A 17,436-nucleotide genomic window follows, 5' to 3' on the forward strand; every position below is an offset into this window, starting at 1 on the left:
CCTCCTTTGTCTGAAAGCAATTCCTTCCATGTATGCCTTTTTCAGCATCTCTTCTTAAAATATATCGCTTCAGGTTCGAGATGTCTAATTTCAAATGAAAAATCCTTCCTCTATAAAGAGGAAGGATTCATAGATTAAGCTTCGTCCTGTTTCATTTTTCTTACGTTCCAAGCAAAGTATGCTGTTGTTGCTGCCATCATGATGATCGCAACTGTTCCAAGGATCGCTGCTTGGTGCCATAAATAGCTGTCATCACCGCTTGCAATGATCGTTCTAAACCCGTTGATGGTATACGTCATTGGAAGTAGACTATGAATGACTTGGAAGAATTTCGGCACAAGCTCAAGCGGGAATGTACCAGCACTTGCTGCGAGCTGAAGAACCAAGATAATAACGGCAATGAAGCGTCCTGGGTTCCCCATAGTTGTCGCCAGCAGCTGAATGATCGCTAAGAATGTCAGACTGACGATAATCGCAAAGAGATAGAAGCGCCAGAGGCTTTCCACCTCAAGACCAAGCCCAAAGATGAGCATGGAGCTTGCAATAACTGCTTGCAGGATACCGACAAAGAGGAGCACACTATATTTGCTGAAAAACCATTCAAACGCATTTCTAGGGCGTCCAGCAGGGTCTTTCATTGGGAATACAACAGTGAGCATGAGAGCCCCTACAAAGAGTCCCATCGATAAAATATAAGGTGTGAGCCCTGTACCATAATTATCGATCTTTTTCGCTGTATCATTTTCTGTTTTCACGGGACTCGCAATCATATTGTAATTGTCTTGACCCGCATCAATTTCTCCTGTTTCATCTGCGGCACTTTTTAATTTATCAGACAGCTTACCTGTACCGCTCTTTAAATCTCCCAATCCTTTATCGAGTGATTTTGAACCTTCAGCAAGCTTAGATGTGTTGCTTTGGATATTCGTTGAACCACTTTCCAGCTTATTTAACGCTGCACTAAGCTGGCTTGAACCATTCGCAAGCTTATCTGCACCGTTTTTCGCTGTATCAAGCTTTCCATTTGCTGTTTGCAGACCATCTTGTAATTGGCCTTGACCTGTTTGGAGCTTCAGTGCACCTTGATACAATTTATTCGTACCAGATGTCATTTGATCAATCGCATTTTGTATCGCGACTGTAGACGTGTACAGCTGTTCCGTTTTCTTTGGCAGCTGTTTGACTTGCTGCAGCTGAGCTTTTGCAGAAGCAACCGCAGATTGAACCTCACCTGCATCAGGCAGTTCCTGCAAGGCCGCTAAGCTTTGTTCAAGTCCAGATAGATCAGGCAGTTCGATTTTAGGCAGACTGTCAAGCTGATCCATTGCCGCCTTTTTCTCTTCATCTGTCATTGAGCTGTTTTGGATGATGCTTTTTACTTTAGCATCTCGATTCGATAACGCTTCTTTTAATGAAGCCAGTTTTGTACTAAACGTTTTTGCGTCTTTTTTCACCTGATCAAGTTTAGGCGCCATCTTTTCAAGATTCGCTAATTCTGGTGACGACAAGACTTTTTCTACTGCTTCGATTTTTTCTGAAAAAGATTGTGCTTTGTTGTTTAGCTGCTCAATACCCGCTGTAAATTGCGGCATTTTAGAAGCGAGCTGCTGATGACCTTCGCGGCTTGTGTTTAGCCCTTCAGTCAATGTATCAATCCCTGTACCAAGCTCTCCAAATTTCTGATCGATGGTTTGATAGCCTGTTAAGAGCTGGCCAAGACCGCTGTCAAGAGATTGTATCCCTGTGTTCAGTTCACCCATTTTACCAGCAAACTGATGAACACCTTCGCTATAGGTTAACGTTCCCTCAGCCAATTTTGCTAGATTTTCTTTTAATTTGTTACTGCCATCTTTTGCATTTTTTGTTCCGTCATCAATTTTCTTCGCACCATCGCTTGCTTGATCTAAGCCTTTTGCAATCGTTTTGAAGTTATCAAAAATGACCTCTGCGTAATTTTTTGTGACTTCCTTTGAAACCGAATCTTTTAATTTGATAATGGCATTATTCGCAATTTGTGACGCCGCATAGTTGGCGCCTGGATTCGTATAATATTTCAGATTCGATTTTTTCGGATGTTTATCAAGGACTGTACTTGCATTTTTCGAGAAATCCTTTGGTATTTCCACGACGAGATAATAATCCTCGTTATTTAATCCCTTCAAGGCTTTTTCTTCACTATCGACAAAGTTCCATTTGAAATTATCATTTTTCTTTAATTCCTTCACTAAATCATCGCCGACATGCAGTGTTTTTCCGTCATAATGACTGCCTTCGTCCAAGTTGACAACCGCTACAGGCAATTGATCAACTGTACCATATGGATCCCAGTACGCTTTTAAAAATACGCCGCTGTAAATCAGCGGAATAAATAAGACAGCGAAAATCGGGATCAGTAGTTTTTTGCTCGTCACAATGTCTTTCCATTGATTCCGAATTAAATTCATTGCTGTTTTCCTCCCATAGATGAATGACTAAATTTAGAATTTGGTCATTTGAACTTAAAAAAAATTATGTTGCGGCTAAAAGTCCTTTGAGTACATAAAGCTCCAGCGACTCGGCCACCTCTTCTTTTGTTAAAGGCTCGTATCGCTTTTCCCAATCAAAAATAAGTGCAATATATAGTTTCACCATCACAAATGCAGTCAATTCAGGATCACATGGCTTAATATCGCCTTTATCAATCGCTTCTTTTACTTTCGTTTTAATATAGCGAATGATCATTTGCTCCATCTTCTCAATCATTTCCTTGACCGCTGACGTGCCAAGCTCCGCATTTTCCTGAAAGATTTTGATTGTGAGCTGGTGGTTTTTTCGAAATTCCAATATTGCAAAGAGTGCTAAATGAAGGTTTTCAGAGAAACTTTTCTCCTCATCCATTGCTTCATCCGCAATTTTCCTCATCTCCATTAAAAGGGATGTAAAAATTTCATCGAACAGCTCTTCTTTGTTTTTGAAAAAGGTATAAATGGTTCCTTTTCCGACATTGGCAAGCTTCGCCACAAGGTCCATTGTGGTGGCTTTATACCCGAATTGAGTAAATGCCTTCGTAGCCCCGTCTAAAATCATTTGTCTCCTATCAACACTCATGATCTCACTCCCAAAATGACTATTTGAACGTTTTGGTCATTAAGTACAGAAAGTAATATACCATATCCTTTTCTCCAGATGCAACAACTTTGTTCAGTTTTATGATTCACAACTCTTTTTGAATTATTCGAACATGAAAAACTCCCTTTCCTTGATAGAAAAGGGAGTTTGTTTTATGAAAATAGATAGGATACAGCCTCTGAAATGGCAGCTTTTCCTTGATCAATACAATCAGGGATTCCGACACCTTCAAAAGCAGCACCTGTGATATAAACACCAGGATATGATTGCTTAAACGTTTCTCGCATGTTCGAAATGGCTTTTTGATGACCGACGTGATATTGCGGCATGCTCGTCTTCCAGCGAGTCACTGTCGTCAGTTCTGGATCTGCTTTAATATCCATAATTTTCTTCAAATCCTCCAGCACAATGCTGACGATTTGATGGTCTGACTGCTCGACAATTGATTCGTCGCCAGCCTTCCCTACATAAGCACGCAATAGCGTTTTTCCTTTAGGAGCTGTATGCGGCCATTTTTTGTTCGTCCACGTACAGGCTGTAATAGAGAAATCACTGTTTCTTGAGATGACAAAACCAGTACCGTCATATTCATTATGAACATCCTCTTCTTTAAAACCGAGTGCAACCGTTGCAACAGAAGTAGATGTCATATCATGCAAGTACTCAAGCCCCGCTTCTTTTGGAAACATGGAATAGATCGATTGATGCGGAGTTGTCACAATGGCTGAATCAGCAAAAAGCGTTTGACCGCTGTCTAACTGCACACCGTAGCCCCCATCTGTTTTTTCAATCTGCTTCACTTTTGTCCCTTTATAAATCGTTGTCAGCTTGAGCTTGCTTTCTACTGCTTCAACAAGCGCTTGAAGTCCTTGATTGATCGTTTGGAACTGCCCTTGTTTTTTCGCTGTCACTTGCTGCGCTTTCGCATGCTGCTGTGATTTTTTCATCCCAAGAATCAAACTGCGATGCTTTTGTTCTGTTTGATAAAACTGCGGGAAGGTGGACATTAAGCTGAGACGGTCAATGTCACCTGCATAAATGCCTGATAGAAGAGGTTCGATTAAATTCTCAACTACTTCATCACCGACACGTCTTCTAAAAAATTCACCGAGCGACTGATCTTCTGTTTGCTTGCTTTTTGGCAAGACGAAATCCATTGCGGCTCTCGCTTTTCCTGCAACTGAAAAAAGACCGGTTGTGATGAATGGGCTGATTTGAGTTGGAATACCCATGACAGCGCCTTTTGGCATCGGGTGAAGGGTTTCATTGACTAGTACATATGCCTGCCCTGTTTCATTATTGACGAGCTGATCTGCGAGACCCACATCCTTCGCCAGCTGCGGTCCACTGACCTTTCTTTCTAAAAATGAATCAGGTCCACGTTCAATGATGTAGCCGTCTTTATATAATGTTTGGATTTTTCCACCTAGCCTAGGGCTCGCTTCAATAAGAGATATTTGAATGGGAAGACCTTTTTCTTCGACTTCCTTTTCCAAATAGAAGGCGGCGGCTAAACCAGTGATGCCACCGCCAATGATGACAAGGTGTTTTTGATTGTCATGCATAGGATCGCCTTCTTTTATATAATTACTTGCTTTCGTCAAGCTTCTTTAATACGACAGTTGCGAGGGCATCAATAAATGCTGGTTTCGCATTTGGCATTTCTGGTCGATAGTAGGCTGCACCGATTTCATCTGTCACGACTTTACATTCATAATCGTTGTCGTATAACACTTCAAGATGGTCAGCGACAAACCCAACAGGCACATATACGAACGTTTTATAGCCTTTTTGTTCGAATAGGTCCCGTGTTAAGTCTTGAACGTCTGGTCCAAGCCATGGATCAGGCGTGTTGCCTTCGCTTTGCCAGCCAATTTCATAATGTTCAATTCCTGCACCTTCTGCAATCATTTTGGCAGATTGTGCGAGCTGATCAGGATATGGATCTCCTGCTGCAATAATCTTTTCAGGAAGGCTGTGTGCAGACACAATGAGTACGGCTGATTCTCTTTCCTCTTCACTCATTGATGCATACGTATCCTTCACTTGTTTCACCCAATAGTCCACAAACTTCGGCTCATCGTACCAGCTTTCCACAGACGTCATCTTCAGATTGCCAAGCTTGTCTGCCTCATCTTGTGCACGCTTGTTATACGATTTCACGCTAAAGGTTGAAAAATGCGGCGCAAGAACAATACTCACTGCTTCTGTGATGCCGTCCTTGTGCATCTCTGCAACTGCATCCTCAATGAACGGCTCAATATGCTTTAAGCCAATGTAGACATGAAATTCAATGTCGTCTTGGATGTCGTTCAAATGATCACACAAACCATTTGCCTGCTGTTCGGTAATTTTTGATAAAGGAGAAATACCGCCGATTGCCTTGTAGCGATCCTTCAAATCTTGCAGCATCTCTGGCTCCGGCTTTCTGCCTCTGCGGATATGTGTATAATAACGCTCAATATCTTCTTCTTTATATGGGGTGCCATATGCCATGACAAGAAGTCCCATTTTCTTTTTCTCCACAACCAACACTCCTTCAGATCATTTGAAATAGTTTAGATGGATGATTTTTTATGTTTCGCTGAATAATCGTGAATAAAATCTGTCAGCTTCTTTAACGTATCTGGTGAAACATCTGGAAATACCCCATGACCTAAGTTAAAGATAAAGTGATCTGATTTCATTCCTTGATCTAAAATATCTTTTGCTCTCTCTTCAATGACTTCCCAAGGAGCAAGTAAAATAGTTGGATCAAGGTTCCCCTGTAACGTTTTTGTGAGCCCTTCTTTTCTTGCTTCGTCTACACTCATACGCCAATCCAGTCCAACCACATCAAGCGGCAGGTCATGCCAATCTTTCGCTAAATGGCTTGCACCAACTCCATACATGATCATTGGGACGTTTTCAGACTTCAGCTCTGTGAAAATTCGCTGCATGACAGGCTTAATGAATGTCCGGTAATCTGCTGCATTTAAAGCGCCAACCCATGAGTCGAAAATTTGAAATGCACTGACCCCGGCTTTTACCTGCGCACGTATGTACGTGATCGTCATATCAGCTAACTTGTTCATGAGCAGCATCCACGCCTCAGGATCACTGTACATCAGCGCCTTTGTTTTATGATAATTTTTAGATGGACCGCCTTCAATCATATAGCTTGCCATCGTAAATGGTGCGCCAGCAAAACCGATAAGCGGAACATTCAGCTGCTCCTTCGTTAAAAGCTGAATGGTATCAAGCACATATGGCAGGTCTTCTTCAGGATGAAGTTCCCCAAGACGTTCAATATCTGCTTTAGATCGAATCGGTGCATCAATCACAGGTCCAATTCCATTTTTAATTTCTACGTCCACTCCAATAGCCGGAAGCGGGGTCATAATATCTTTATATAAAATAGCGGCATCTACACCATATTGTTCTACAGGAAGTCTTGTTACATAAGCACATAACTCTGGCTGATGCGTAATTTCAAATAGCCCGTATTTTTCTTTAAGGGCACGATATTCAGGCTGTGAGCGTCCTGCCTGTCTCATATACCACACTGGTACATGGTCTGTTTTTTCCCCTTTACACGCCTTTAAGAACGTGTCATTAAAAACCTTCGTTTTTCCCATTACCTTTCATTCCACCTTTCGCCTTATACTCTCTTTTTGTACAAGGCTCAAACCTGCTTTTACTATACCGTTTTTTCAAGGCACGGTATACTAAAGCGGCTCAATGTTCAAAAAATCGCCGAATATTAACGTCCAAAAGCCTCTGGCTTGACATATGGACTGCCTTCTCCTTCTTCTTGCGTTTGGGTATTATATGGAACAACCTTATACTCTGCATTTGAAAATACATTGGCATACGGCATTGTATAGCTGTCCACGCCTGTCACTGTGTCGATCAGCGTCTCGCTTCCATTTCTCTTTTCATAGATGCGGTATTCAATGCGTTTATCCTCCTGATTGTCCCAAGACAGCTCTAATGTAAACAAGCCTTTGATTTTAAACGCATAGCGAGCTTCAAATCCTGATAATCCCTCTAAATGGATGGGCGACTCGAGCTCTTTAATCCCCTCTGGTTTTTCAAACGTTTCATTGGTGATTTGAGCTGCTGTTAAAATATCTTTAAACAGCTGCACAGGGTATTGACTGCCTCCAGTTAAATAGTGGCTGTTATCTGTTTTGTCATACCCCATCCAAATTGCACCCGTTGTACTAGGCGTATAGCCGGCAAACCAAGCATCCTTTGTTGCACCTTTCACACCTGAATATGTGGTCGTACCTGTCTTACCTGCTAAATCTCCAGCGTATGAACCGCTCTGGGCTGTTCCGCCCTTGACGACTTGCTGGAGCATTCTTGTCATATTCCAAGCATTCTGCACACTAAATACTCGTTCTTGCTGACTACGATTCTTTTCTACAGTTTCTCCTTCATCATTGGTGATTTTTTGAATAAAGAAAGGCTTTTTATATACACCTTCATTTGCAAAAGTATGAAGGGCTCCAGCGATCTGTAATGGAGAAACTCCTTTTTCTAAACCGCCAAGTGCAATAGCTAAGCCTTTATCCGAGATATCTATCCCCATTTTCTCGAGATATGATTTCGACGTATCAATGCCCAGCTGGCTTAATGTCCACACAGCAGCGGTATTTTTACTTTTCATGAGGGCTTCCACCATTGTGACCCTGTCTTCATACTGCCCATCGTAATTCTTAGGTGAATAGCCGTCATAGCTTTTTTCTTTGTCTTCAAGCAGTGAATAAGGTCTGAATTTTTTCTCCTGCATTGCCGGGCCGTAGACTGCGATCGGCTTAAAAACAGATCCCGGCTGCCTAACAGCTGTCACCCTGTTGTAGCCTCTTGCCTGATATTCTCGTCCCCCGATGGCTGCTTTCACTCCACCAGACTCGTTATCAATGAATACGGCGCTGCCTTCCGGAGAACCGCTTTTTCCCGGGAAATAACGGTTGTTCTTCATCGCATCATAAGCGGTTTTTTGCAGATTCATATCAATCGGAACTGTAATGGTATAGCCGCCTTGAAGCAATTGTTCATGCGAAATGGCATACTCTGATTCTGCTTCTTTAATAATGAGATCAACATAGCTGTCCACCCAAGGCGTTTCTGATTTCTTTTTTAAATGAATGCCTAGTGTTCTCCCTTTTGCTTCTACTGTTTCTGTTGAAGACAAATATCCTTGTTCGTTCATTAAATTCAGGATGGTGTCCCGCCTCTGTTTATTTTTATCAGGGTGTAAAACAGGCGAGTAAGAAGATGGTGCCTTTGGCATCGCAGCGAGTGTGGCACCTTCGCTGACCGTTAAATCTTTCACATCCTTACTAAAATAATAATTGGCTGCTGCCTGAATACCATAAACACCATGGCCAAAGTAAAGCTGATTCAAATACATCTCTAGCAGCTTATCCTTTGAATAATCTCTCTCTAAATTAATGGCAATAATGACTTCTTTCGTTTTTCGAAGAAAGGTTTTATCATTTGTGAGAAAAATATTTTTTGCGAGCTGCTGGGTAATTGTACTGCCGCCCTCTACCTTCCCTCCTGCTAATATATCTCGATAAACCGCCCTTGAAATAGACTGTGCATCAATTCCGTGATGCTCATAAAAACGCTTGTCCTCGACAGCCACAAAAGCTTTTGCTACTTTATCAGGCACCTCTTTTAATGACACAGGGTCCCGATTTTCTGAATACATGCTTGTGAGTTCTTTTCCATTCTGATCAATGATTTTGGAGGAAGCGTGAAAAACAAGCTTCTTTTCATCTATGACATAATGTCCTAAAAATAAAATCGTCAGATAGCCAATGAATGAGAGTACGATTGTACTTCCTGCAATGACTAATGGAATGATTATCTTCTTTTTCTTCAAATTAGGTCACCTCATTCCTTTATACGGATAGTATGGGATGTATTGCTTCATAATATGTTTTATGGATTGACTGCCAAAGAATTATATATCATTCTTTTGTTATACTATCAAGCAGGAGGCGGTTTAGATGAATTTTTATATTACATATGGAACAGCAGATTTTTTGCATAAAATCGCAAAGAAACACCATCTGGAAAATCTGCTTTATATGGTCGGAAAAGAACAAGCAGCTCTTTTTCATGAAACGGAGGGTGAGACTGTATTTAAAGCCCCTCATGCCTATGATGTGATTTATGCGAAAGGCGAGCTTGTCCAATCTGGTTTCGTCACCTTGAATCATATCCCTGTTAAGCTTGAAAGCAGAGCACTGTTTGAATCCACCTTTCAGAAAAAGACGAACATCTCAGAACATCAGCGCGGCTTCCAGGCTATTCGCGTTTTAAGACCTCAAAAAGATGAAGAAGTTTATTTGATTTTGACACTTTGGGAATCAGAGGACTTATTTCAAGACTTTCAAGAATCAGAAGCATTCTTTCAGCCACACGAAGATACAGGCTCCATTTTCTCTCGTCCAGCTTACCTCACATCCTACCATGCCGTCACAGACAATTAAGGAAGTGCTGCTCTCAGCACTTCTTTTTTTCATCAAAAAAAGCCCAGTCGCCTGGGCTCTTCATTTTATGAACTTGATTTCAGCTCGTACCGATGAATGATCGGCTGAAGCACATAGAAATTCAGCAATATCCAACCTAATAAGACCGGCCACTTCAACATAGGTGAAGCACCTTTCAATTGAATCAGCAGCACCAATAGTGGAATCAAGCAGATCATAAAAAAACTCATTTTTGAGACAAAGGTTTCTTTGATTTGATGCCGGCAGCTTGGACACATCATCATTTTCGTATGTGATAAATGAAATTTTTCGACGAAAGAAAATGTTTTTGAACAATTTGGACAGCTTCCCAACGCTACTCCTCCCTTTCCCTGCTTCATATCAACTTCGACTTTTATGTAAAATGACCTTTTGATACTGACCACGAAATCCTCTTCTGTTGAAAGATTCTAACAATTACCATACAATCAGTAAAAGAGCATGAAGGAGGTTTTCGATTCAATGACAATATCCACTTTACAAAAAAGCATCAATGAACGTCTTGATGAACATTATGAGGAAATGGTTGAAATTAGACGCCATCTCCATATGAATCCTGAACTTTCTTTTCAGGAAGAAGAAACAGCCGCTTTCATCGCCAGCTACTATGATACATTACAAATACCTACGCGCACCAAGGTGGGCGGTCATGGCGTACTCGCTTTTATTGAAGGAGCTTCTCCGGGACCAACCATTGCCCTCAGAGCTGATTTTGATGCACTTCCCATCCACGATGAAAAAGATGTACCTTACAAATCAACAAAGCCTGGTGTGATGCATGCGTGCGGTCACGATGGGCATACTGCGACACTTCTTGTATTAGCAAAAGTCTTGCATACGCATCGTGATCAATTAAAAGGCAAGATCGTCCTCATTCATCAGCATGCAGAAGAATATGCTCCCGGCGGTGCAAAACCAATGATTGAAGACGGCTGTTTAGACGGGGTCGATGTGATATTTGGTACGCACCTTTGGTCTTCAGAGCCTTGTGGCACGATTCTTTATAAAAGCGGGAACTTTATGGCAGCGGCCGATCGTTTCTCCATTCAAGTCCAAGGGAAAGGCGGACATGGCGCCCAGCCTCATTTAACAAAAGATGCCGTACTCATCGGTTCACAAATCGTCGCAAACCTGCAGCAAGTCGTTGCACGTAAAGTCAATCCAATTGATTCTGCTGTTGTTTCTGTTGGAGGTTTTGTAGCAGAGAATGCCTTTAACGTTATTGCAGATTCAGCTGTTTTAACGGGTACAGCACGATCCTTTGAAGAAAGTGCACGGCTTATTATCGAACGAGAAATTGAACAGGTGGTAAAAGGGGTATGCCAGATGCATGATGCTGCCTACACATATGAATACGTAAGAGGATACCCTGCTGTCAAAAACCATCCAAAGCCGACTGAATATATTGCTGGCATCGCAAACCAGACAGAAGGTGTCACAGAAGTAAAAGAAGCGGAAACCCAAATGGGCGGAGAAGACTTTGCTTACTACCTTCAGCATGTCCCTGGTACCTTCTTCTACACAGGCGCCATGCCGGAAAACAGCAAAGACGTCTATCCACATCATCATCCAAAGTTTGATATCAACGAAAAAGCAATGCCTATCGCAGCAAAGGTTCTCGCTAACGCTGTTCTTTCCTACAATGAATAAAAAAAAGCCGCTGTCATCAGCGGTTTCAGCGTGTAGACAAACCCTCGCATTCGGTGTCAGGTCTGCGCTCCGGTGCTCACGAATGTCAAATTCGCTCCGCTCCGCTGCTCGTCCTTCCTAGACTGCAAAGGTTTTCTATCACGCTGTGCTGAAAAGAAGACAAAGGGCTAAAATAAAGATTATTTTAGCCCTTTGTCAACAATCTGAAGCCGCTGTCATCAGCGGCTTTTCTATTTCATTTCTTTCAATATTCGCAAGTGAAACACATGGCGTGCAACCTCTCCGAGCTGTCCTGTCAGCTGATGATTTGCCACCCCGCCAACAGCGGCTCCGACGACCGGCATTAATTGAAACAGCTTTACAAGATCAATGTAATCTCGATACTCCTGCTGAAAGCTGTACCAATCCATTTCCTCGCGGCTCGTTTCCCAATCATCTATGATCTTCATCATTTTTTGACGATGTGCACTGCTGGAAAAGGCGAGTTGAAATATACAGAGCAAAAAGAGTCTTTCCTCCTTTTGAGATAAATCAAAGCCATAAATACACGCCAGCTCATAAAGGCATTTCATCTTTATGCTCAGCAGCAGCGGAAAGTCTGCCATTCCGAGGAATAAACCGCCTGCACCTGTTCCAACCCCTTCGATAGCAGCCGCCTTTTGGTAATACTTCACTTTATCCTTTGCCAGTTCATTTCGTTCTACAATAGATAATTGTTCATCAATCACTGAAAATGAAGTAAAGTGTGATCCTGATACGGTGGATTCAACCATTGTTTTGACTGCACTTGTGATGACTTGATGAAACCTGGCAGGAATTCGGCGGTTCACCTGCTGCTGAACTCCTTTTGAAAACCGTTCGATCTTTGAAGGTTTTCTTAAAAAACGTGTTTGAAAAAGAATGGCTTCTTCATACAACTTCCGTTCAGCTGCATTCATCCGGTCCCCTCCTTGATGTCATCATACGCTCGCTGTAATCTCCACTTATCTCATCTTTTTTAACCTGCTTTGTACGTAAGGCTTAAAGAGGACAAGCACAAACGCTACAGAAATGAGAAGGGCAAGTCCACTTCCCTGCCAGCCTCCTGCTGGAAGTACCGCACAGCTCAGCAATATCGATTGGATGATGAGCACATTACGGACGAGAACAAAAAAGCTTCGATCCTTTTCTTTTTGAGAAACTGGATAAAGTGCCTGTAATGAAAGATGAGCAAAGTGCTTCGTTAACGGCACAAGCTGTACACCTGTGATAAATACTGTGAACAAGACTAGTAACGCACCCACCCAGCCTGCTGCACCTGTATACAAAATAATCAGGACAAACACGGCCGTTAATCTAAACACCAGACCAAAATAGTCATTTGAGCGTACAAACGCCCTCACATACATATAAGAAAAAGTTTTACGCTGATCGTAAGGAACAAACTTCAACATCCAGTCCATGTATGCTCTTCTTTTCACCTGTTTCTTTAAGTGAGGCACATCTGTAAATAAGTTTGCCAAACGATAAAAGCGCTGCTTCCGTTTTAATTCATCAGAAATATGCAGTTCCCATTGAAAGGGCTGTTTTTTCACTGCATTTGTTAAGTAGACGAGATAGACACCGTAGATAAGATAAAAAACGATTGCAATCGCATAGGCTGCCTGTAAGATGGTGTAGATCAACATCATATTTAATAGAAAACGAAGGGCTGCATCGAGCCATCTCACGTGTTTTCCTTGAAAATAAGTCATTCTCCATTGAATGGCTGTATTCAGGCCCTTTATTAAGATCATTTGCGCCAATATCAGCACATACTCCGTGATGCCTCCTGAAGACACCGCCGAATAAAGCGGAAGTGCGACAATGGATACAGCAATGAGAGGAAACAGCTGAGAAATGAAGCTAAAGTTAAACGCTTGTTTTAAGTAAGGCTCCATCTTCCCTTCCAAAGGAAGCAAAAACACGAGATCGGCTTCTTTAATCAACGTACGTACGTATGAGCTTGTCAGTACCAATGAGAAAACAACTGCCATCACCCAGTAGGATGGGAAGTGAGCTGGAATATGTTTGAGCCAGCTGCTGTACCAGCTTGCTCCGCCTGCAAGGAAAAAAATGAGCACAATGACAAGATGATCGTTGAACATGTATTTTAAGTATTTTCTTGTTTCTTGTATGTGTTCCTCTAATCTTGATTTCCAAATAGTAAGCGTTGTTTTACTCATAGCTTTCTTCCTTTGTTAATTCCAAATAAAGATCATCGAGTGTCGCATCTCTCATATTGAACTGTTCTCTCAGCTCTGCCAGTGTTCCTTTCGCTCTGATTTCCCCTTCGTGCAAAATAATGAAGGAATCACAATAGCGCTCAGCTGTCGCTAAAATATGCGTTGACATCAGGACACTAGCGCCGCTTTTCTTCGCTGCATTCATCCGTTCAAGCAGTGCATTGATTGCAAGAGGATCAAGCCCTAAAAAAGGTTCATCGATGATATACAGCTCTGGTTCCACAAGGAATGCACACATAATCATGACCTTCTGCTTCATTCCTTTTGAAAAATGAGCAGGGAACCATTTCAGCCTTTTCTCCATTCGAAATTCTTTCAGCAATGATGGCAGGCGTTCGTCTAATTGTTCCTTTGATAGACCGTAAGCCATCGCTGTCAGCTCTAAATGCTCTTTTAACGTTAATTCTTCATATAAAACAGGTGTTTCAGGAATAAATGTAAATTGTGAACGATACGCCTCTTGGTCGTCTTGAAGAGTTCGTCCATTCAATTCAATGACACCTTTATGCGGTTTCATGAGCCCGATAATATGGCGGATGGTTGTACTTTTCCCCGCCCCGTTTAAGCCAATGAGACCGACGATTTGATTTCTTTCTAATTCAAATGAAATATTTTTTAGAACGGGATTCTTCGTATATCCGCCCGTTACATCTTTTACAGTGAGAAGGGACATGAATTCGTTCCTTTCTTTCTTTTTTCCTTTATAGTAACAAAAACGAATGATAATTTGAAATGTTTACCTATAGACGAGTCATGAATAAAAAATAGGCGCTTTGGTCATCATAATGTATGTAGAAGAAATGAACTTGATGACCAATAAGTAAATGAGGTGTTTGTTAAAGGCAAAGAACCGCATGACAAGTTGGTTTTTCATCTAAAAACCTTAGCTTCTGTTTTGCTTCACTGATTCTTGATTTTTGTGTCCTATACAATATGTATACGACAAACCAAAACGTCAAATGAGGTGTTTACGGCAGAAATAGCAGGCACATGAATTCTTTATTTCAGTAAGTAGAGAATTCAAAAGGCATTCGAATGAAAGCATCAGCATTTCTTCTGCAGGAGCAGGATGAGCGACCAAAGGAGTTCGCTTGTCCTGTTTTCTTTTTTGCTTCTTTTTGTGATACGATAAAGGAAAAATAATGAGGAGTGACATGGCTTGAGCGACTGCATTTTTTGCAAGATCATTGATGGAGACATTCCATGTGCAAAAGTATATGAAGACGAGCATGTATTGGCTTTTCTTGATATCAGCCAAGTAACAAAAGGACATACCCTTGTAATCCCGAAAATACATAAAGAAAACATCTATGAGATGACACCAGAAGTGTCTAACCACTACTTCCAAGCGATTCCGAAAATTGCAAGGGCGATCAAACAGGAGTTTGAACCAATTGGGTTAAACCTCCTGAACAACAATGGTGAAAAAGCCGGTCAATCGGTGTTCCATTACCATATGCATATCATTCCGCGCTACGGAAAAGGCGATGGCTTTGGTGCCGTATGGAAATCACACCAAGATCAATACACGTCAGAGGATTTAAAAGACATTTCTTCTGCTATCCACACGCGGCTTACTTCATCTTAACAGATGAGGTTCAGCGTGTAGACAAACCCTCGCATTCGTTGTCAGCTCTGCGCGCTGGTGCTCACGAATGTCAAATTCGCTCCGCTCCAGTGCTCGAGCTTCCTAGACTTCAAAGGTTTTCTTTCACGCTGAGAAGACAAAGGGCTAAAATCAAGATCATTTTAGCCCTTTGTCAACAATCTGTACCTCATCTTAACAGATGAGGTTTTTCTTATTTTTGCCCCTTTTTCATTGCTTCCATCTCCCTAATAGTAAGATATTTTGAACGATTCAAATTTTTTGTCCAAATGCTTCAAATTTGTGATAGGATGGTTTTATCTTTTGATCCATTAACGCGAGAAATAGGGAGAGATTGTGATGAAGCGAACGACAAATTTTAATGCTGGTCCGGCGGCACTGCCGCTAGAAGTGCTTCAAAAAGCACAGGAAGAACTTGTTGATTTTAAACAAACTGGGATGTCTGTGATGGAGCTTTCTCATCGCAGCGGTGAATATGAAGAAGTCCACAATAAAGCAAAAGCGCTTTTGGTGGAACTGATGGACATTCCAGAAGATTATGAAGTCCTCTTTTTACAAGGCGGAGCTAGTCTTCAATTTGCGATGATTCCTATGAACTTCTTACATGAAGGCGAAACAGCTCATTTCATTCAAACAGGCGCTTGGTCAGAAAAAGCATTGTCAGAAGCAAAAGGGTTTGGTCAGACATCTGTGCTTGCTTCAAGTGAAGATGACAACTACTCGTATATTCCAGAAGTAGATACTTCCGGTTTAACAGATGGTGCTTACTTACACATCACATCGAACAATACGATCTTCGGCACTCAATGGAAAACGTTCCCGAAAACGTCACTCCCGCTCATTGCGGATATGTCCAGTGATATTCTCAGCAAAAAAATAGACGTTTCTTCATTTGATCTCATCTATGCTGGGGCACAAAAAAACCTAGGGCCTTCAGGTATCACGATTGTGATTGCACGCAAACGTTTATTAGAGAAAGAGAAAAGCAGCACGCCGAAAATATTAAAATATTCAACACACGCAAAAGCCAATTCTCTTTATCATACACCACCGACTTTTGCGATTTATATGCTGTCACTTGTCCTTGAGCATGTCAAACAAGCTGGCGGTGTAGAAGCAGCGGAAAAACGCAATGAACAAAAAGCAGGTATTCTCTATGATACCATTGATCAAAGCGGCGGCTTTTATCAAGGACATGCGCGCGCTGACAGCCGTTCACATATGAATGTCACCTTTACTCTTCGCGATGATGCACTTACTTCTTCCTTTGTGGAAAAAGCAAAGCAAGAGCAAATGGTTGGACTTGCCGGCCACCGTTCTGTCGGTGGATGCAGAGCATCTATTTACAATGCGGTCTCAATTGAAGACTGCCAAAAGCTTGCGGACTTTATGAAAAAGTTCCAGCAAGAAAATGAGTAAAAAGGCTTTTCTATAGGGAAATAAATTTGTTATAATAACGAGAAATATAAAGTCATGACTCTTGCAATAAATGATGAGCCATATTATTGGAGAGTCCTATAAGAGCTTAGCAGAGGAGAGCATAGAAATGAAAACAAAAGAATTAGTGATTATGTCATTGCTTGCAGCAATGGGAGCTGTCTTGCATACGATTTTCCCGCCCATCTTTTTCGGAATGAAACCTGATATGATGCTGGTCATGATGTTTTTAAGCATCATCCTTTTCCCAAAGGTACAGCATGTTGTCGTGATTGCGCTAGTGACTGGCGTGATTTCTGCATTAACAACGGGATTCCCAGGCGGACAAATTCCGAATATGATTGATAAGCCAGTGACAGCCTTTATCTTCTTAGCCCTTTTCTTATCTTGCTTGAAGATAAAGAACAAAGTCGTGCTGACCGCTGTATTAACTGCGATTGGAACCATCGTATCCGGCGTGATTTTCTTATCTGCCGCTTTACTGATCACTGGACTGCCAGCTGCATTACCGGCACTTCTTGTGGGTGTTGTCCTGCCAGCAGCCGTGATTAATACCATCGCTATGGTATTTGTCTTCCCAATTGCTCAGTCCATTCTGAGACGTGCAAGAATGATAGAAGTTGCTTAACGAATAACCGAACCTCTTCATGATAGATGAAGAGGTTTCAGATTGTTGACAAAGGGCTAAAATGATCTTAATTTTAGCCCTTTGTCTTCTTTTCAGCGTGATAGAAAACCTTTGAAGTCTAGGAAGGACGAGTACTGCGCGGAGCGAATTTGATATTCGTGAGCACCAGCGCGCAGGACTGACAAAGAATGCGAGGGTTTGTCTACACGCTGG

At 41.8% G+C, this 17,436-nt stretch carries 15 protein-coding genes; 5 read left to right on the plus strand and 10 right to left on the minus strand.

Features of this window, described 5'->3' with window-relative positions:
* Positions 1–134: 134 nt before the first annotated feature.
* From EV579_RS04355 to EV579_RS04380, 6 genes are all read right to left on the minus strand, one after another.
* Positions 135–2,444 (minus strand): YhgE/Pip domain-containing protein, encoded by a 2,310-nt coding sequence (locus EV579_RS04355; protein ID WP_044333702.1) that lies wholly within the window; start codon positions 2,442–2,444, stop codon positions 135–137.
* Positions 2,445–2,508: 64 nt separating this feature from the next.
* Positions 2,509–3,087 (minus strand): TetR/AcrR family transcriptional regulator, encoded by a 579-nt coding sequence (locus EV579_RS04360; RefSeq protein ID WP_024425467.1) that lies wholly within the window; start codon positions 3,085–3,087, stop codon positions 2,509–2,511.
* Between the two features lie 173 nt (positions 3,088–3,260).
* Positions 3,261–4,673 (minus strand): protoporphyrinogen oxidase, encoded by a 1,413-nt coding sequence (gene hemY, locus EV579_RS04365; RefSeq protein ID WP_044333704.1) that lies wholly within the window; start codon positions 4,671–4,673, stop codon positions 3,261–3,263.
* Between the two features lie 22 nt (positions 4,674–4,695).
* Positions 4,696–5,634, minus strand: a complete 939-nt coding sequence (gene hemH / locus EV579_RS04370) for a ferrochelatase (RefSeq protein WP_024425465.1) — start codon at positions 5,632–5,634, stop codon at positions 4,696–4,698.
* A gap of 32 nt (positions 5,635–5,666) precedes the next feature.
* Entirely contained in the window at positions 5,667–6,725 is a 1,059-nt protein-coding gene (gene hemE / locus EV579_RS04375) for a uroporphyrinogen decarboxylase (protein ID WP_024425464.1), read from the minus strand.
* Between the two features lie 125 nt (positions 6,726–6,850).
* Positions 6,851–8,986 (minus strand): transglycosylase domain-containing protein, encoded by a 2,136-nt coding sequence (locus tag EV579_RS04380; protein ID WP_034624029.1) that lies wholly within the window; start codon positions 8,984–8,986, stop codon positions 6,851–6,853.
* 127 nt (positions 8,987–9,113) lie between these two features.
* Here EV579_RS04380 and EV579_RS04385 point away from each other — a divergent pair, with 127 nt between their 5' ends.
* On the plus strand, positions 9,114–9,599 hold the full coding sequence (locus EV579_RS04385; RefSeq protein WP_024425462.1) for an antibiotic biosynthesis monooxygenase family protein: 486 nt from the start codon (positions 9,114–9,116) through the stop codon (positions 9,597–9,599).
* Positions 9,600–9,664: 65 nt separating this feature from the next.
* Here EV579_RS04385 and EV579_RS19105 read toward each other — a convergent pair whose 3' ends face one another.
* Positions 9,665–9,817, minus strand: coding sequence for a hypothetical protein (locus EV579_RS19105; RefSeq protein WP_224426392.1), 153 nt, complete (start codon positions 9,815–9,817; stop codon positions 9,665–9,667).
* Positions 9,818–10,100: 283 nt separating this feature from the next.
* Between EV579_RS19105 and EV579_RS04395 the strand changes: the two genes are divergently transcribed.
* A complete protein-coding gene (locus EV579_RS04395) occupies positions 10,101–11,288 on the plus strand; it encodes a M20 family metallopeptidase (RefSeq protein WP_073204570.1) in 1,188 nt (395 codons plus the stop codon).
* A gap of 230 nt (positions 11,289–11,518) precedes the next feature.
* Here EV579_RS04395 and EV579_RS04400 read toward each other — a convergent pair whose 3' ends face one another.
* Genes EV579_RS04400 through EV579_RS04410 form a run of 3 tightly spaced genes read right to left on the minus strand, consistent with a single transcriptional unit; the run spans position 11,519 to position 14,225 of the window.
* Positions 11,519–12,226 (minus strand): EcsC family protein, encoded by a 708-nt coding sequence (locus EV579_RS04400; protein ID WP_024426561.1) that lies wholly within the window; start codon positions 12,224–12,226, stop codon positions 11,519–11,521.
* Positions 12,227–12,271: 45 nt separating this feature from the next.
* On the minus strand, positions 12,272–13,492 hold the full coding sequence (locus EV579_RS04405) for an ABC transporter permease (protein ID WP_056766079.1): 1,221 nt from the start codon (positions 13,490–13,492) through the stop codon (positions 12,272–12,274).
* Positions 13,485–14,225 carry an ABC transporter ATP-binding protein gene (locus EV579_RS04410; RefSeq protein WP_073979228.1) on the minus strand — a complete coding sequence of 247 codons (741 nt, stop codon included), beginning with the start codon at positions 14,223–14,225 and terminating at the stop codon, positions 13,485–13,487. Before EV579_RS04410 ends, EV579_RS04405 begins: the two co-directional genes overlap by 8 nt.
* Before the next feature lie 486 nt (positions 14,226–14,711).
* Here EV579_RS04410 and EV579_RS04415 point away from each other — a divergent pair, with 486 nt between their 5' ends.
* The 3 genes from EV579_RS04415 (at position 14,712) to EV579_RS04425 (ending at position 17,223) form a co-directional block, all read left to right on the plus strand.
* Positions 14,712–15,140, plus strand: a complete 429-nt coding sequence (locus EV579_RS04415) for an HIT family protein (RefSeq protein WP_024425457.1) — start codon at positions 14,712–14,714, stop codon at positions 15,138–15,140.
* Positions 15,141–15,497: 357 nt separating this feature from the next.
* The gene (gene serC / locus EV579_RS04420; protein ID WP_073204562.1) at positions 15,498–16,577 is read left to right on the plus strand and encodes a 3-phosphoserine/phosphohydroxythreonine transaminase; all 1,080 of its coding nucleotides are present in this window, start codon (positions 15,498–15,500) and stop codon (positions 16,575–16,577) included.
* A gap of 127 nt (positions 16,578–16,704) precedes the next feature.
* Positions 16,705–17,223, plus strand: coding sequence for a tryptophan transporter (locus tag EV579_RS04425; RefSeq protein ID WP_024425455.1), 519 nt, complete (start codon positions 16,705–16,707; stop codon positions 17,221–17,223).
* Positions 17,224–17,436 lie beyond the last annotated feature (213 nt).

Origin of the sequence: Bacillus sp. BK450 (assembly GCF_004364885.1) — a bacterium.
In the GTDB taxonomy this organism is placed as follows: Bacteria; Bacillota; Bacilli; order Bacillales; family Bacillaceae; genus Bacillus; species Bacillus safensis.

Excerpts from the sequence above, each read along its gene's own strand:
- EV579_RS04360 (WP_024425467.1), bottom strand. The coding sequence starts at position 3,087 with ATGAGTGTTGATAGGAGACAAATGATTTTAGACGGGGCTACGAAGGCA.
- hemY (WP_044333704.1), bottom strand. The coding sequence starts at position 4,673 with ATGCATGACAATCAAAAACACCTTGTCATCATTGGCGGTGGCATCACT.
- hemE (WP_024425464.1), bottom strand. The coding sequence starts at position 6,725 with ATGGGAAAAACGAAGGTTTTTAATGACACGTTCTTAAAGGCGTGTAAA.
- EV579_RS04425 (WP_024425455.1), top strand. The coding sequence starts at position 16,705 with ATGAAAACAAAAGAATTAGTGATTATGTCATTGCTTGCAGCAATGGGA.
- EV579_RS04355 (WP_044333702.1), bottom strand. The coding sequence starts at position 2,444 with ATGAATTTAATTCGGAATCAATGGAAAGACATTGTGACGAGCAAAAAA.
- EV579_RS04405 (WP_056766079.1), bottom strand. The coding sequence starts at position 13,492 with ATGAGTAAAACAACGCTTACTATTTGGAAATCAAGATTAGAGGAACAC.
- EV579_RS19105 (WP_224426392.1), bottom strand. The coding sequence starts at position 9,817 with ATGATCTGCTTGATTCCACTATTGGTGCTGCTGATTCAATTGAAAGGT.
- EV579_RS04400 (WP_024426561.1), bottom strand. The coding sequence starts at position 12,226 with ATGAATGCAGCTGAACGGAAGTTGTATGAAGAAGCCATTCTTTTTCAA.
- EV579_RS04410 (WP_073979228.1), bottom strand. The coding sequence starts at position 14,225 with ATGTCCCTTCTCACTGTAAAAGATGTAACGGGCGGATATACGAAGAAT.
- serC (WP_073204562.1), top strand. The coding sequence starts at position 15,498 with ATGAAGCGAACGACAAATTTTAATGCTGGTCCGGCGGCACTGCCGCTA.
- EV579_RS04385 (WP_024425462.1), top strand. The coding sequence starts at position 9,114 with ATGAATTTTTATATTACATATGGAACAGCAGATTTTTTGCATAAAATC.
- EV579_RS04395 (WP_073204570.1), top strand. The coding sequence starts at position 10,101 with ATGACAATATCCACTTTACAAAAAAGCATCAATGAACGTCTTGATGAA.